The organism is Candidatus Vicinibacter affinis (assembly GCA_016714365.1).
GTDB lineage: Bacteria > Bacteroidota > Bacteroidia > Chitinophagales > Saprospiraceae > Vicinibacter > Vicinibacter affinis.
In genome coordinates this window covers 1,490,827-1,507,943 of sequence record JADJNH010000005.1, presented here as the reverse complement: position 1 = coordinate 1,507,943, position 17,117 = coordinate 1,490,827, and the positions used below count along the sequence as shown (strand labels likewise).

The window sequence follows — 17,117 nt, the reverse complement described above, 5'->3', positions numbered from 1 at the left end:
TATTTACATTGATTGTCTGGGTCTTCAAATCAATGTTTTTCTATTTAATTGGTAAAACCTATTTAACCCTTTCAGTGGCGAGGACCATTTTCACTTTGAGGTTTACCCCAATTTGCAGCACGTTCACCATATCCTGCACCATCAGTCCCTGATCCAAACGTAAGACCACTGTTAAATCAGGTGCTTTTTCTATAAATGATTTAAGTGTTGGTTCCAACTCTTCAAAAGGCACCTCTTTTTTCTCAACATAGTAGCGTAGGTCCTTTGTTACTGAGATGCTGATCGGTTTTTTTGATGTCTGTTCACTTTGCTTAGAGGAAGGGAGCATAAGTTTAATGACATTAGGATTGGCAAGCGTTGAAACTATGAGAAAAAACAAGAGAAGAAAAAACATAATATCATTAAGTGATTCTACACTCAACTCTGCACCTTCTCGTTTTCTACCTCTGATATTCATATGGCTTGCTTTTAGGATGTCCTTATTTTACTGGTGAATGCAACATATCCATAAATTCGATGCTGCTTCTTTCTAATTTATTGACTTCTTCGTCCAACATCATGGTCAGAAAATAATAACCAACAAATGCAACTATACCCACAAATAAACCACCCGCAGATGTGAGCATTTTCTGGTACAAACCGCCAGATATGATACCTATTGATAGATTGTCTGTTAAGGAAATATCATAAAATATTTTTATAACCCCCATGATGGTTCCCAAAAAACCAAACATTGGTGCCAATCTTGCAATCAATGATAGATAATTAACTTTCTTTTCCAATCTAAAAGTTTCTACTCTTCCAACATTTTCTATAGCACTTTCAATTTCAGGCATTGGTCTTCCCAAACGCTGAAGACCTTTTTCCACCATTCTTGCAAGTGGGGTATCACTACTGGCACAAATTCCCTGGATGGCAGCCACGTTACCACTTGTAATATTTGACCTAAGATTTTGCATAACCCGTTCATCTTCCTTTACAACGGCCTTTATTGTAAGCCATCTTTCGATAAAAATGTAAAGAGCCACAACAGATAGTAGGACCTGAATTGATATGATCGTGACCCCTAAAGGCCCACTGTTTAATATGATATCAAAAATACTTTTACTTGCCATAGCATTGGCTACAGCAGTAGAATCAGAAACAGCAGCTTGTAAGAAGAACATATTTTTGCTTAAGTTTTAGTATTAACGGAATTGGGGGTATCATTTGGTATGTAGAAACCCAAAAACCGTACAAATGTAAAGTTTTTTTAATATTTGAGAAAAAAAAGGATGTTCAATCTCTGAATTCCTGCCACTTAACGATATAACTGCCTTTAAACTCTTAGTACATTGGCAATATTTAGTTCGAAACCAAATTTATGGTTCGCTTGGAAGGCTGGTTTGGTTGATATAATTTACCCAATCAAAATATTCATCCACGTCGTGCAATTCCGGCAAAAGTGAATAGAGCAAATGTTTTTTTTCTAATTTTTTTAGTGTTTCGGTGGTAAGTTGATCTGTACTCCAGGGCATATTTTCAAATAAATCAGGTAAGAGTTGAGACATCCCTAGTAAATAATAACCACCGTCAAAAGCTGGCCCAATGACGACACTCTTTTTTTCTAATTCGGCAAAAGCGTTGGTGATGATTGATGGGGTGAGATAAGGACAATCGCTCCCAATTATAAGTGCATGGTCATATTCTTCCAAAATTTCGGCAAGCGCATTCTTCATTCTTTCTCCAAGGTCACCCCCTGATTGAACTCTTTTAAAATAAACAGAATCATCCCATTTATCCTGTATTATTGATTCACTGTAATAAAGATATTTATCAACTTTCAAGGATTGGGTGCAAGCCAAGGTTATATCCAGAAGACTCTGATAAATTTGGAGAGCCAACTCTTTTCCATGAGTTGCTGCAATCCTGGTTTTAACCTTTGAAAGCTCTGGATTTCTAATAAAAATAATTAATGCATTTTTCTTTGCCATATAATTGAAACAAAAAAAACGATGATATGGTGAGAATATTTTAAGCAAAACTGCCCTCCTTTGAAAAGGCAGGCAGTCTGCTTTGTAAAACAAAACACCCTATACATTTATCGGCTACAAGCGACCGGCGAGGGCCATCTCTCAGATTTGATCAAGGCCGCCATTTTTTTTTACGAAATTTTCTTTTCTCATTCCAATTTTCAAATTTGTCTGTGAGATTATCAATTTCTTCTTCAACCTTCCGGGCAATATTCTGAACATTTATGGGTTCCCCCTTCATCGCGAGCCTATCAGAAGGACTGGTTGCCTCTGAAGTTGCAATCCAAAGGATAAGGTATAATGGAATGGCAAATCCCCCTGCCAAGATTCCAAATGCAAATGCTACTCTAACCCAAACAACATCCTGGATGCCGAAATAATGTGCTAAACCACTGCAAACACCGGCTATTTTTGAATCATAGGGATCCCGAAAGAGGCGTTTTCCTGTTTTAATGCCCCATTCAGCAGAAGTTTTATCTTGTTTATCCCCTTGTTCATCATTAGCCCACTCCGCCCCAAAGACTTCTGGCGAACCCATAATTTCAATGGTTTGCAGCACAATTTCAGGTGAAATAATTGATCTACCAGAAAGCTTTTCGAGAAAAAGTTCTGCAATACGCGACTCAATATCTTGCATTATTTCTTTGCAACCTTCAGATTTTTCAAAATGGTTTCTCAAGGATAGAAGGTACATGTCCAGCTTTTCATAAGCGATGTCATCGATTGAAAAGGGATAACCCCCGACGTTGATGTGAAGAATTTTGTTCATGGATTATAATTGGTTTTTTAATGATTGATTGACTCCTGTTACAAATTGATTCCAGTTTTCGATTAACTGAGTTAGAGATTCCTTTCCAAGTTCAGTAATTTTATAATATTTCCTTGGTGGACCTGAAGTTGATTCTTGCCAGTAATAATCGAGCATACCAAAATTTTTTAATCTGGTAAGTAATGGATAAAGTGTGCCTTCTACAACAATCAACTCTCCCCTCTTTAACTGATTGATAATGTCCGAGGGGTAAGATTCATTGTTGTTTATGATAGAAAGGATACACATTTCCAGAACTCCCTTCTTCATTTGTGCGATTGTATTTTCAAGTTTCATTGAATATGGATTTGATGAGTCAAAGATATGAGAACATTTAGTACTATGCAAAACAAAGTACCTGTAATTGCATAAAAATTCGACTCAGTGGCTATTTATATCGACAAATTGGCCAAAATCTTGGTAATAAATAAGATAAAAAGCATCTTTGCAAATGATGGATCCTCAATTTACTAGATTGCTGGCGTATTTTCCTGAGGTCAGCTTACCTTTTACTTTACAAGAAGGTTCGGAACATGATTTTGGATTGTTAAATGACCAATTACCAGCTGCCCTATTGGAAGAGATGCTCATGCCCTATTTGGCATTTGAAATAGATGAATTTACTGAAATATTACCCGGATTCTATTGGAAAACGCCAACAGGAGGATTTATTTTAGTTTTTTGGGTGGCAAGATTGATGAGGTATTCCTTTATATTATTCAGCTTTGATGAGAACGGCCATTGGAAGGATGATGCTGAAATTGCGGGATTTTTCACTGAAGAGGATCGTGTGATCAGAAGGATGGCCAATATTGACGATCCACAGACTATATATATAGTGGAGGGAGTTCAACTTTTAGAAGGCAAAGACATTCGGCCACAAGAAACTTCAAAATGGATAATTGAAGTGATGCCCAATGGCCAGTTTATTCAAATGGACGCAGAATAATTGGTGCAAATTGAACAAACCACCCAGATTTACTTGAGATTTTGTATAAGCAAGACAATTGATAATACAGCCGTAACCTGGGCGAGTGTATCGACCAATACTCTATTCCAGTCTACTTGCTTTTTTTCAACTTTGACCTTTGGTATCTTTGGTTCTTTTAATCCAACATGAATAATTGAGCCTTTATACACCTTTGGAGATTTCTTAAACAACCAATAATTCCTGGTCTTTTCAATTCTTCCATTAGCATGTTCCACTGTTACTTTTTTCTGATCTCCATTTTCATTTATTCCCGCCGCATAATGATTCAAATAAAATTTAGCACGTCGTCCATTATGAAAAGCAACAGTGATTGAATTATTGGATGCCAGTAATTTTTCTGGATAAAGCGTGGCAGCATTAGTAGCCCCGGAAATTCTAACCAGATCTTTCTTTTTTGGGATGTGAAGAACATCTTTATCCTTCAAAATTAAATTATAACGAGAATTATCTGAACTCAAAGCTTCTTTCATATTTATTACAATATATCCAATATCGTCCTGCTCCCTGTATAAGGTCGCACCCTCAGGGAAAGCTTCTATTCCCAGTCCACCTGCTCTTTTGATAAGATCGGAAATTTTTTCGTTTGGACTCAGCAATGCATAAAGCCCAGGATATTTAACCTCACCTTCCAGACTTATGAGCTGTTGCATTTCAAAGTCAGGTTGTTTGCGTACTACTACTATATCAAAGGGTTGCAATTGAAATGCATCAGAAGATAGTGCTTCCTTAAGGTTCTTTTGGCTATTGTATGATTTAACTATGGTTTTCGTAGGCTTGTTATCCAATATTTCTACCCTAAAAATATCAATATTGGTAGAAAGTGCAGAGAATGAAAAACCATTTGCCAACGAAATTAAATCCGTGACAGTCATTCCTTCTGCAAAATGATACCTTCCTGGTGCATTGATTGCTCCACTAACTTCTACATAAGTTACATTGCCGAAATCGTTCTCCGACAAAATTAACAAACTGTCAAATGGCTTAATGCTTATGTTCTGATCTTCTCTTAACTCAGTATGTTGGCTACCTATATCAATTCGAATTACTTCAAGGTCATTACCGTTTGTAGGTTTTTTCCTGAACAGGTATGCAAATTTCCATGCATCAGTTCTGAGTCCACCAGCTAAAAGCAGAAGGTCCTTTAATTTCATTTCTTCATTGGCATCCACTAAAAATTTACCCGGTTGACGAGCGGCGCCACTTACTGAAATATAACTTCTGTCCATAAAATCAGCCAATTTATAGACAACCAGCTCATCTTGAGAATTTAACAAAATATTGGAAGATTCTGAACCCTTTCTGACATCAATAAGATTTACTCTGATAAGATTGGTAGTCTGATCTGGATTTTTCCGTAAAATAAAGGCATCTTTTAAGTTGGATTTTGAGGTAAATTCAACTTTTTTAATAAGATCTGCAATGGTCATTCCCTGATAAAAACGGTAAGAAGAAGGTGCCCTAATTTCTCCTTTTGTAAAAACATAGTCTTCCAAATCTGTATTAATGGTGAAAACCTTTATAAAATCACCTTTTTTAAGTTTAAAATCACCCTTACTCTGAAGCAATTCCCGATAGGGTATGTCCAGTATTATTCTCCTATCGTTTTCGATTCGTTCCAATTGAATAACACTGGTGATTGCATCTTCTGTCAATCCTCCTGCAAATTGAAGTAATTTGTTCAATTCTTCTCCTTCTATCAATTCATAACGGGATGCTCTCTTCACTCCACCATCAATAGTTACGATCCTATCTGCAACCGGAACCACAATAAAGTCGTTGTTTTCCATGAAGAAATCTTTTTCCAAAATTGGATTTTGTATGTACTTGTAGACATCTAAAATTTTCTCTTTACCCGCACTAATTATTTTGATTTTACGAACACTACCAATACTTGAAACTCCACCTGCAGCTATTAAAGCATCAATGGCAGTATTCGTTGCTGTAATTGGGTAGGAACCTGAAATTGCAACTTCCCCAACAATATTAATATTTACAACCCTGCTTTCATTAAGAGAAAAGTCAAATTGATTGGAATTAAATTGATAAAATCTCTTAAATGTATTTAAAGTTACCTGTCTGGCTTTGGCTATAGTCAAACCTTTGAGAAAAATGCGAGGCATTCTTTGGGGATTGATATATCCCTGTTTAGAAATTTCATACACTTCATTTAATTGACTGTTTCCCCAAATGGAAATAGTTATCCTATCCCCTTCACCCAGCACATAAGTTTCCGGTGGCTTTCCTTGGCTAACCACCTCATTTTTAACTCTGTCTTGTTTTTTTAACAATTGATGTCCCCAAACTTCCTTTTTAATTGCTGAAAAATGATCAGCTGTCTTGGTTGAGAGCGTATCTTCCAAGGGATCTGCAATTTTAATTGGGATACTTTCTTTATTAGTTTTTGATCCCGTTGGACGCAAATTATTTTGAGAATTGTAATCTATTGCGGAGGGTGCATTAAGCTTTCTATTTTTTTGCTTATTTTCTTCTTCTAGTTCTTTAACTACTCCTTCAATTTCATTTTGAAAAACTGCAATCTCTTCAAAACTCATTTTAGATAGTGCATCATAATCTAATCCTCGCGAATTAAGTCTTTCTCTTAATTGTTCTTCAGTAACACCTCTAGATTCTATTTCCTTCAACGCCTGAATTTGGAATGCCTGCTTATTTTGACCCTGCACACAAAGAATACATGTCATGGCAGAAATCATTAAACAAAAATGTCTGAATTTCATTTTAGATTATTTTGAATAATGTTTTTGATAATAGTTCTTATAAGCGCCCGAGGTAACTTCATTAAGCCAAATTTCATTTGACAAATACCAATCAACTGTTATCTCCAAACCGTCTTTAATATTCATTGATGGACTCCATTGTAATTCATTCTTAAGTTTTGTGGCATCAATAGCATATCTTTTATCATGTCCGGGTCTATCAGTAACAAAACGGATTAATAATTTTGAGCTTCCGTCTGGTCTTGAAAGTTTTTTGTCTAAAATTTCGCACAATAGGTAAACCAGTTCAATATTTTTCATTTCAGAATTTCCACCGATGTTATAAGTATTGCCCGGTTTACCATGATGAAAAATTCTATCAATGGCAGCAATGTGATCTTTCACCCACAACCAATCTCTTACATTTTCACCTTTTCCATAAACGGGTAAAGGTTTACTATGAATAATGTTGTTGATCATGAGCGGGATCAACTTTTCCGGAAATTGATTCGGTCCATAATTGTTGGAACAATTTGAAATGATTGTTCGCAATCCGTAGGTGTGATTAAAAGCTCTCACCAAATGATCAGAAGAAGCTTTGGAGGCTGAATACGGTGACCGAGGATCGTATGGGGTTAATTCAGTAAAATAACCATGTTCGCCTAAAGATCCGTACACTTCATCTGTGGATATGTGGTAAAACAAATGTTTTGATAAATCATCTTGCCAATATTCCTTTGCAGAGATTAACAGATGAGTTGTTCCAATGACATTTGTCATTACAAAAGAAGTAGGATTTTCAATTGACCTATCCACATGTGATTCTGCGGCGAGATGAATTACATCGGTAATGGCTTCAACTTTGAATAAGTTTTGTAAAAAAGGAAGGTCATTAATATCACCCTTTACAAATTTGTAATTAGGTGCCTCCGCAACATCTTTAAGATTTGTAAGATTTCCGGCATAAGTGAGGGCATCCAGATTAATAATGTGATAATATGGATATTTGGTTACCAAAGATCTCACTAAATGCGAACCAATGAATCCTGCACCTCCTGTGATCAAAATATTCCTGTTGGTCATGTTAATTTAGGTATCCTGTTGGACAATCTTTTTAAAATATTCATAAGTCAATTTGAGACCTTCGTTTCTATTGAATTTTGGTTCCCAATTCAACAATTGCCTTGCTAAGCTAATATCGGGTTGTCTTTGTTTAGGATCATCCACCGGAAGTTCATAGTAAGCGATCCTTGCTTTAGGGTTGTTGACTAATGCCATAATTTCTTTAGCAAATTCAAGTACAGTTATTTCCTGAGGATTGCCAATATTCACCGGTAAAGAATAGTTACTATTCAGCAATCGAATAATACCTTCAACCAAATCATCGACGTAACAAAAAGATCTGGTCTGTGACCCATCTCCGAAAACTGAAAGTTCCTCTCCTCTAATCGCTTGAGAAAAGAATGCAGGAAGCACTCGTCCATCTTCTTTTCGCATTCTCGGCCCATAAGTATTAAATATTCGAACAATGCGTGTTTCCAAATTATGATACCGGTGGTAGGCCATTGTAATCGCTTCCTGAAATCTCTTTGCTTCATCATATACACCACGTGGACCAATTGGGTTAACATTGCCCCAATACTGCTCACTTTGGGGATGCTCTAAAGGATCTCCGTATACCTCAGATGTTGAAGCGATTAGGATTCTTGATTTTTTCTCTTTAGCCAAACCCAACAAATTGTGCGTTCCCAGTGAACCCACTTTTAAGGTTTGAATTGGCATTTTCAGGTAATCAATGGGAGAAGCGGGAGAGGCAAAATGAAGAATGAAATCAAGAGTGCCCGGAACAAATACAAATCTGCTTACATCGTGATGATAAAACTCGAACTCTTTCAATTTAAAGAGGTGGTCGATATTTGCCAGGTTACCTGTAATCAGATTATCCATCCCAATCACTTGGTAACCATCGGCTAAAAACCTGTCACATAAATGAGAGCCAATGAATCCCGCTGCTCCTGTAATTAATACTCTTCCTTTATACATATTAAAGGCAAATTTAATATTTAATATGTAATTATTGATAATCAGATTAGAATATATATATATTTAATTATATTAAAAATATATATAATTTATTATTCTTTATTTTTCAATTATCTTTATATATAATTATTTTATATGTAATTTGCAGATTACAAATTGGATTTGCCAACGTTTAAGTCTTGGCCGGAATTGAGAAAACATTATCTTGTCGTTTCATTTATCGTTAAAAGGATGAAGAATTATTATTCATTGCTTACTTTTTTTTGTTGTTCTTTTTCTTTTGTTTGTCTTTGGGGTCAGAGCAAGGCTTTTGCAAATGACAAAAAAGGAATTTTTATAGATCTAAATCTTGGTGCCGGCATTCCATTTGGTGAGCTAAAAGAGCGATTCGGCTTTCACCAAATCATTGGTGGTGGTTTGAGTTATGAACCACCTCCAGGACGGAAATTGTCATTTGGTCTTAAATATTCATTTGCGTTTGGAAATACGGTGAACGAGGATGTTCTAGCGCCTTACCGCACTTCAGATCTTGGACAGGTAATTGGAGAAGATGGATTATTAAATAATGTACAACTAAAGGAGAGGGCCACATGGACACATTTGTATACAGGTAGTATCTGGCCTTTGGGTCATCAGGATGTGGCCATCCATGGTTTAAGCTGGAGGATGGGTGTTGGATTTTTGCAACACAGAATTAGAATACAGGATGATGCAAGATCGGCAACTCAATTAAATTCTGACTTCCGAAAAGGTCTTGATCGACTGACAAATGGTTTTAGTGTGCTGGGTTTTATTGGCTACGAATTCAGAAGTCACAGTGGAAGAGTGAATTTTTATTCAGGCTTTGAACCCATACTTGGGTTCACTGAAACCCGCCGAAGCTATAATTATGATTTACAAAACTCTACTTTAAATAAAGGGAGGAATGACTTTATGCTGAATTTTAAATTCGGTTGGTATCTTCCATTTTTCATTAAAGATGATTCAGCTTTAATTGAATATTAATGTGGGTCATTTACAGAGTATTAATATCGCTCTATTTTAATCTGATCAAAATGGCATCCTGGTTCAGACCAGATGCCAGAAAATGGATTGAAGGAAGGAAAAATTTCAGCAAATGGCTGGCTGAACAAAATCCGAATGACTCCCCACATATTTGGGTGCACTGTTCTTCATTAGGTGAATTTGAACAAGGAAGATCCTTAATTGATAACATTAAATTTAAATATCCAGACAAATTAATCTGGCTCAGTTTTTTTTCACCCTCAGGTTATGATGTTAGAAAAAACTATCCGCAAGCAGATGTCGTAAGTTATTTTCCTTCAGATAATTTAAATGATGTCAAGGAATTCATTGAAAAAATAAATCCGTTGCTTGTAATATTTGTCAAATACGACTTCTGGTTTAATACGCTTCAAGAACTTTCAAGAAGGTCTGTTCCTTTTGCGTTTGTATCAATGAGTTTGCATCAAAATAGTTATTTACGGAAATCATGGGCAAATAAATTTCTAAATATTTTACGTGAAGCTTGTTTGTTATCTGTGCAAGACCAAAACAGTTATGATTTTTTAAAATCAAAAGGATTTGACAATATTTTATTGGCCGGGGATGGACGCATTGATAGGATTATTAGCCTTGGGGAAGAATCTTTTCATAATGAATTCATTGATAAATTTTGCGGAGAGAGTCCCATATTGGTAATTGGAAGTAGTTGGACACAAGACCTTGAAATCTTAAAAAAGGCAATTCAATCATCGGCATTTGAAAATTGGAAAATAATTATTGCTCCGCACAAAGTAGATGACCCACACATCAATGAATGCAAAACATTTTTTGGGTCGGGAATCAATTTATATTCAGGTGGAATACAATCTCTATCGGAAGTATCAAGAGTTTTGGTAATAGATTTTATTGGCCTCCTGGCAACTTTATACAGAAAAGCAACACTTGCATACGTGGGAGGTGGATTTGGTAAAGGTATTCACAATATTCTTGAACCAATTGCTTTTGGGGTGCCCGTTTGCTTTGGCCCTCAACATAAAAAATTCCGGGAAGCTCAAATTTTTATGGATCAAAAGTTTGGATTTGAAATTCGAAAAGCGGAGGATCTTATAAAAATTGCCCTAAAATGCAAAGAAGCCGGATGGCAAGATGAAAGGAAGGTTGACATTCAGCAATTCCTTCAAAATCAAAAAGGTTCAACAGAAAGAATAATGAGTTATCTTGAGCAACATAAATTTTTAAAATAACTCCCAAGTACCGCAAAACCTTCTGAAATGGATTTCTAAACGATTGATTTTGTTCATTTTATGAATTTATTTCAACTATTTATTCCTATGATTCACGGCCATTGAATTCCAAATTATTCCCTATCTTTAGGCATTATTTGCTAAACATCAATCAATTATAAAATGAGTAATAAATTTTTACAAATTGTTGCCCTTCTGGTAGTGATAATACATACCGGCAACGCACAGACTATCTTGTGGGGTGGTCCAAACGATCCCAATTCTACTTTTTCAAATGGTCTTGGTAATTGGAGTACGGTCGGATTAAGTTCGTCAAAAGCAGATTCCATTCGAAATGCAGTTTGGAATTATACTTCAACCGGAGTTTCAAAAGGTGCCTATTCCAATGAAGCCGGGAGCATACTATCTCCCAGCAAGGCAGATGGTGCCATGATTTTTGACTCTGATTTCCTTGATAATGGTGGAATTGAGAATAATGAAGGTCAGGGAAGTGCCCCGTCTCCTCATAGTGGAGCGCTTGTAAGTCCGTTAATAGATTGCTCAGGTTTTACATCTTCTGTTGCAGTTTCCTTTTACCAATATTTTCAAAATTATGCTGCCGAATGTTTTTTAGAGGTCAGCAATGACAGTGGAAAGACCTGGAACATATTTCCAATAAATCAAAATATTCTTGAAGGAACAGGTACTTCCAGGAGTAACAGACAGGTGATAGATATCTCCGGTGTTGCCGCAGGCAAGAAGGATGTTCAATTTAGATTTGTATTTGATGGTGATTACTATTTCTGGATGGTTGATGACGTTACCTTAGTAAGTTTACCGGATTTGGATCTTGCCATTAAAGATGTTTTTTACAGTCCATCTACTTATGCTCAGCCAAAGTCACAAATTTGCAACGATACTTTTAGGTTTAGTGCTCATGTTAGCAATTTAGGTGGAATGGTACAGCGCGATTTAAAATTTAAAGTGACTGTTCTTGGGGTTGACCGCCAGACTATTTTATTTCAAGACAGTTCCATAGTATCCAACCTTGCTTTAGCAGATGATAATGTTCCAGTTTCTACACCAAATTATTTTGTGCCTAACGCGCTGGATTATGGTAAATACTTTATCCGATGGTCATTTTCGGGTGGACAGGGAACAGAGTACAATGCGGCAGATAATTCCAAAATTGATTCGTTTGAAGTAACCGTTAGTCAATATGCAAGAGAGCCTAGACCTAGGGGTGGAATTCGAGCGAATGGAGGAATTAGTTATTCTCTGGCGACGCTATACAATACCTCTGATTGTTGGAATGGATTTGATAAATTTGCAGCGACTTCTGCAGATTTTGCGGTGGCATATGATAGATTAGCTACCTTGAACAATTACAATATGAAGATATACCTTCTCTCAGTGAAGGACGAAGTCAAGTCTGATTTTTCAAATTTTGAAAAAGTAGGTGGTGTCAGTGGGATTTCAACAGAGCTTGTTTCCGAAGAAAATTTTAAAGGAGGATCTCAACCCTCCTATACCCTTCTCAACCAGCCATTGACAGATGTTTTGACAGGTGGCCAAGTTGTTTTAAAACCCAATAAAAGATATTTCTTAGTTGCTCAACATCCGGATGAGGCAAGTGCAGATCCTAATACCTGGAGGTACCATGCATCAAGTCTGGAAAAAAATTACGGAGGTCATCCTTTTAATTCACCGGTTATTGACAATATTGGAGTCTGGTATGAATCATGGCCTGGAAATGAATCGCCTGTTTTAAGATTAAACATTACCATTCTTACCAAGAGTGACGAGATATCTTTGGCAGAAAATGTTTTGAATGTATATCCAAATCCAATTCAAAATAGTCAATTGAATCTCGAATTAAATTTTGAGAAAGAAACCAATGCCAATTTAACAATATTCGATTTAAACGGGAGGGTGCTGAATTTTCTACCTTATAAAAATATAATTAGAAAAAACATTCAAATTCCAGTTGATGGATTAGCTACGGGTGAGTATTTCATCAGAGTTTCCACCGACCAAGGTACTAAAACCAAAAAGTTTATAATTGTTAAATGATAATATTTGAATTTCAAATACAAGCCCGACCAAATGGTTGGGCTTTTTTTTTTGCTAAACGATTGAAAATTAATTGGCTATAATTTAAAAAGGTTTGTACTTTTGTCTATACATATAATACATATTTATATATGAATAAATTCAATTTAAAGAAATTGCTTCCCCATTTCCTAATGATTTTTGGGTTGTGGGTGGTGTCCGCGCTGTATTTTCTCCCGGCATTTAAAGGAAAAGTTTTACAACAAGGTGATATCCAGTCATGGGAGGCCATGGCACATGAGGGAATAGAATATAATAAAACCCATGATGATGTTGCTTTATGGTCTAACAGTATGTTTGGAGGAATGCCAATGTATCAAACCGCAATGCCAATGCAGGGTAATTTATTGCGCTACATCCAAAACATACCCTATAGTTTGGCAAAATCACCGGTAAATACATTTTTTGGAATTATGTTATTTACCTACTTAGCTCTATTGCTTTTTGGAGTTCAACTTTACATTGCTGCTTTGGGAGGAATATTAGTTGCACTTTCCACTGGAAATATGTTATTACTGGAGGCAGGCCATATGACTAAATTATTAGTCATGGCATATGCAGGACTCACATTAGCAGGAATTTGGCTTGTCTACCATAAAAAGTTGCTTTTGGGATTAACAGTTTTTGGATTTGGATTTGCACTTCAGGTTATGAACAACCATGTTCAAATGAGTTATTACATTCTACTTGGAGCTGTCCCTTTGTTTATAATATATCTTATAGAGCGTATAAAATCGGGAGACTGGGTTAATTTTTTAAAGGCAAATTTTCTTCTTGGACTTGTTGCATTTTTGGGGCTTTGTTCATCTGCCACCATGATGTGGACGACACAAGAATATGTTAAACAAACTATGAGAGGAGGGTCCGTACTTTCCAGCTCAAATACTTCAGGAGAATCAAGCAATAAAAATGGACTTGAATGGGATTATGCCATGAACTGGAGCAATGGATGGGTAGATTTATGCGCCACCTTAATTCCTGGAGTTGCAGGTGGAGCAAATGGAGAAAGAGCGGTAAATAACAGCGCACTTAAATCAGAACTTAAAAATTTGCGTATCCCGGTCAATACAAATACTCGTGTTCCGACTTATTGGGGGTCATTACCATTTACGGGAGGACCCTTTTATTTTGGAATTGTTTTAGTCTTCTTTTTTATATTGGGATGCTTCCTAATTCCTGGTAAAACAAAATGGTGGTTTGCCTTGAGTTTACCTCTTCTTTGTCTTTTATCTCTAGGGAAAAACTTTGAAATTCTCAATAGAATTCTCTTTGACTACTTGCCCTACTACAATAAATTCAGAGCACCAAGTTCTGTCCTCAGTATTGCATCAATATACTGTACTGTTTTTGGAGTCTATACGATAGGAAAAATTTTTAGTGACAGTTTTGAAGTCAAGGCATTAAAGAAATCATTGTATTACACTACTGGTATACTCTCTGTATTTTGTATTTTTTTCTGGCTCATGGGGCCAGGATCTTTTGATCTCAGTAAAGGACAAACCGGTGAAGAAATAAAAATAATAGTTCAACTTCGAGAAGCTATGATGACCGGAGATGCTTTAAGAGCATTGGTTTTAATCATATTAGCAGGAGGTGCCGTTTATTTTTATAATATTCAGAAAATAAATAAATATGTTTTCGTTGCAATCATTGCCGCAATCTCCTTATTTGATTTGTTTTCCATCAACAGCAGATACATTACACAAGGAGATTTTGTTAAACAAAATATTAAATCTTCAATTTTTGAACCAAGGGAGGTAGACAAACAAATCCTGGCAGACAAAAATCCAGGATACAGAGTTCTGGATAATTCAATCGATACTTATAATAATTCTTTCCCATCCTATTTTCACCACACGATAGGTGGTTATCATCCCGCAAAATTGAGGAGGTATCAAGATCTAATTGACCGTTGTATTGATGAAGAACGGAATAAGATGCAGTCAATTCTACAAACCTTTAATGGAAATATTTCTGATAGCAATTTTATTTCCAATATGAATCAACTGCAGGTATTAAATATGCTGAACACAAAATACCTAATTTACGGAGAAAAGGGGAAAGAGGTTGTGCTTCCCAATCCATCAGCAAATGGAGCAGCCTGGTTTGTTAAGAATATTGAGTGGGTTGACAATGCTGATGAAGAAATAAACCTCCTTATGAAAAGGGATTTAAAACAGACTGCCATCTTACATAATGAATGGAAGGATAAAATAAATCAGGCAGGAGATGGAAATGGAACCATTCAGTTAATCAGCTACGAACCAAATAAAATTAAATATCAGGTTGAAACAAATTCGGATCAATTGGCCGTGTTGTCAGAAATATGGTATGGCCCTAATCTTGGTTGGACGGCAAAACTTAATGAGAAAGAAATTGAATTGTTTAGAGTAAATTATGCCTTGCGTGGCGTTCAAGTGTCCTCTGGTAAAAGTGAATTAGTATTGGAATTCAAACCAAAGGCATTTTATACAGGTGAAATCATTAGTTATTGCTGTTCCTCCGTACTAATATTACTTTTATTATTTTCATTTTGGAATATGTACAAGAAATCTAATTTAACCTTAACAGAATAATATAAAATGGCTAAATTATTAATTTGAGAATATAACCACTTATAACAATTAGCATAAAGTGGGAATTATAAGATCACAAAGTATACGTTCTACATTCTTCATTTATATTTCGATGGTGATTGGTTACTTTAACCTGATCATCTTAATGCCACAATATTTTAGCGGTGAAGAAATTGGAATGACAAGAACAATAATTGTTCTGGCATTGGTGCTTACCCAATTTTCTGATCTTGGAGCTACAAATATTATTTATCGATTCTTTTCATTGTATCAAAGACAAAAGGCTAAAGATTTCCTTATTCTTGTCTTAGCTATACCGCTTGGGGGATTCTTGGTTGTTAGTTCCATTAGTTTTATTTTTGAAGAACAACTATTTGGTACTTTTTATTCAAAATGTCCTCCTTTAAAACAATTTGGATTTCTAATTTACTCTACTACTTTTTTTACTCTATTGGCGAGTTTGGGAGGACATTATTGTGCCGTACATTTAAAAACAGTTATACCCAGAACTGTAAATGAATTAGTCCCCAGGTTAGGGAACACGGTATTGATACTTTGTTATGGTTACAAACTGATTGATTTTTCAACATACTTTATAAGCTTTACTGTTTTGGTCGGACTTTCTGCAGCGTTGGTTTGGGCTTATATCATTTATCTAGACAAACTTAAGATTAGTTTTACAATCAGTACCCTTACAAAGAGACTTTACAAAAAGATATTAATTTTTGGTCTAATCGGAATATTGGGAAACTCATTTTCCACAATTATAAGTTACATAGATACACTTATGTTGGGTGCAATCAATGGTCAACATGATGTTGCGATATTTAACATTGGTTACTACATTATAGGAATTATGTCTGTTCCATACAATTCCATTCTTGCAGTAGTAATGCCCCTTTTATCCAGGGCTATCCGACACAAAGATTGGGAGTCTGTGGATAGATATTATAAGCAAACTTCCTTAAATAATTTTCTGATAGGTTCATTTATATTTGGTGGGATCATATATTGTTTTGATGATTTTATACAATTTTTACCACAAAACCAAGGATATGATAAGGCCTTTTACATTATAATGTTCTTTGGATTCGGGAGAATAATTGACATGATTACGGGATGTAATTCTGAAATTATCGCCTATTCAAAGCACTATTTGTTCAACTTTTATAGTTTGATGGTAATTTCAATTTTCTGTATATTCTCAAACTACTTTTTTATTAGTCGATTCGGAATATTCGGAGTAGCTGTTTCAGGTTTGCTAAGTCTAATTTTATTTAACACTGCCCGATATTATTTTATAAGAATAAAATTTGGCCTACAACCTTTTACCAAATCGACTTTAGTTGCCGTATTAAGTGTTGTGCTAACAGCATCAATTTGTTATTTCACGGCAGATATAATTAATATAAAAGTCTTACACCATTTACACAGTTCAGCGGTTCTAAATATTTTGGTAAAAGGAATTGTATGGACTTTAATTTTTGTGATCAGCATTTCAATTTTAAAGCCCTCGAAAGATATTATAAATTTATTTAATATGATATCAAATAAAATTCTTAAATTCACTCAAAATCAATAGAAAATAAAATTATCTGAAATGTTTCCAATTCTCAAGATATAATTTTTGAGT

General features: G+C 35.5%; 14 protein-coding genes. 6 read left to right on the top strand and 8 right to left on the bottom strand.

The window, feature by feature from the left end:
* Positions 1-58: 58 nt before the first annotated feature.
* From IPJ53_06005 to IPJ53_05985, 5 genes are all read right to left on the bottom strand, one after another.
* A complete protein-coding gene (locus IPJ53_06005; GenBank protein MBK7798642.1) occupies positions 59-457 on the bottom strand; it encodes a biopolymer transporter ExbD in 399 nt (132 codons plus the stop codon).
* A 22-nt stretch (positions 458-479) separates the two neighbouring features.
* Positions 480-1,166, bottom strand: a complete 687-nt coding sequence (locus IPJ53_06000) for a MotA/TolQ/ExbB proton channel family protein (protein MBK7798641.1) — start codon at positions 1,164-1,166, stop codon at positions 480-482.
* 195 nt (positions 1,167-1,361) lie between these two features.
* Positions 1,362-1,973: a TIGR04282 family arsenosugar biosynthesis glycosyltransferase gene (locus IPJ53_05995; GenBank protein MBK7798640.1), complete on the bottom strand. Its 612-nt coding sequence runs from the start codon at positions 1,971-1,973 to the stop codon at positions 1,362-1,364.
* Between the two features lie 151 nt (positions 1,974-2,124).
* The gene (locus IPJ53_05990) at positions 2,125-2,781 is read right to left on the bottom strand and encodes a PspC domain-containing protein (protein MBK7798639.1); all 657 of its coding nucleotides are present in this window, start codon (positions 2,779-2,781) and stop codon (positions 2,125-2,127) included.
* Positions 2,782-2,784: 3 nt separating this feature from the next.
* Positions 2,785-3,117, bottom strand: coding sequence for a PadR family transcriptional regulator (locus IPJ53_05985; protein MBK7798638.1), 333 nt, complete (start codon positions 3,115-3,117; stop codon positions 2,785-2,787).
* A gap of 154 nt (positions 3,118-3,271) precedes the next feature.
* Here IPJ53_05985 and IPJ53_05980 point away from each other — a divergent pair, with 154 nt between their 5' ends.
* Positions 3,272-3,769 (top strand): hypothetical protein, encoded by a 498-nt coding sequence (locus IPJ53_05980; protein ID MBK7798637.1) that lies wholly within the window; start codon positions 3,272-3,274, stop codon positions 3,767-3,769.
* 29 nt (positions 3,770-3,798) lie between these two features.
* Here the strand turns inward: IPJ53_05980 and IPJ53_05975 are convergent, their stop codons facing one another.
* From IPJ53_05975 to IPJ53_05965, 3 genes are read right to left on the bottom strand one after another with little or no spacing between them, the layout of a single operon-like run.
* Entirely contained in the window at positions 3,799-6,546 is a 2,748-nt protein-coding gene (locus IPJ53_05975; protein ID MBK7798636.1) for an SLBB domain-containing protein, read from the bottom strand.
* Between the two features lie 6 nt (positions 6,547-6,552).
* The gene (gene rfbB, locus IPJ53_05970; protein MBK7798635.1) at positions 6,553-7,608 is read right to left on the bottom strand and encodes a dTDP-glucose 4,6-dehydratase; all 1,056 of its coding nucleotides are present in this window, start codon (positions 7,606-7,608) and stop codon (positions 6,553-6,555) included.
* A gap of 6 nt (positions 7,609-7,614) precedes the next feature.
* The gene (locus tag IPJ53_05965) at positions 7,615-8,568 is read right to left on the bottom strand and encodes an SDR family oxidoreductase (protein MBK7798634.1); all 954 of its coding nucleotides are present in this window, start codon (positions 8,566-8,568) and stop codon (positions 7,615-7,617) included.
* Positions 8,569-8,799: 231 nt separating this feature from the next.
* On the opposite strand from IPJ53_05965, the gene IPJ53_05960 reads away from it, so the two are divergent.
* The 5 genes from IPJ53_05960 to IPJ53_05940 all read left to right on the top strand — a co-directional run bounded on the left by IPJ53_05960 (position 8,800) and on the right by IPJ53_05940 (position 17,066).
* A complete protein-coding gene (locus IPJ53_05960) occupies positions 8,800-9,573 on the top strand; it encodes a hypothetical protein (GenBank protein MBK7798633.1) in 774 nt (257 codons plus the stop codon).
* Positions 9,574-9,623: 50 nt separating this feature from the next.
* Positions 9,624-10,817 carry a hypothetical protein gene (locus IPJ53_05955; GenBank protein MBK7798632.1) on the top strand — a complete coding sequence of 398 codons (1,194 nt, stop codon included), beginning with the start codon at positions 9,624-9,626 and terminating at the stop codon, positions 10,815-10,817.
* A gap of 162 nt (positions 10,818-10,979) precedes the next feature.
* A complete protein-coding gene (locus tag IPJ53_05950; GenBank protein MBK7798631.1) occupies positions 10,980-12,869 on the top strand; it encodes a T9SS type A sorting domain-containing protein in 1,890 nt (629 codons plus the stop codon).
* A 131-nt stretch (positions 12,870-13,000) separates the two neighbouring features.
* Entirely contained in the window at positions 13,001-15,484 is a 2,484-nt protein-coding gene (locus tag IPJ53_05945) for a YfhO family protein (GenBank protein MBK7798630.1), read from the top strand.
* 58 nt (positions 15,485-15,542) lie between these two features.
* Entirely contained in the window at positions 15,543-17,066 is a 1,524-nt protein-coding gene (locus IPJ53_05940; protein MBK7798629.1) for a polysaccharide biosynthesis C-terminal domain-containing protein, read from the top strand.
* Positions 17,067-17,117 lie beyond the last annotated feature (51 nt).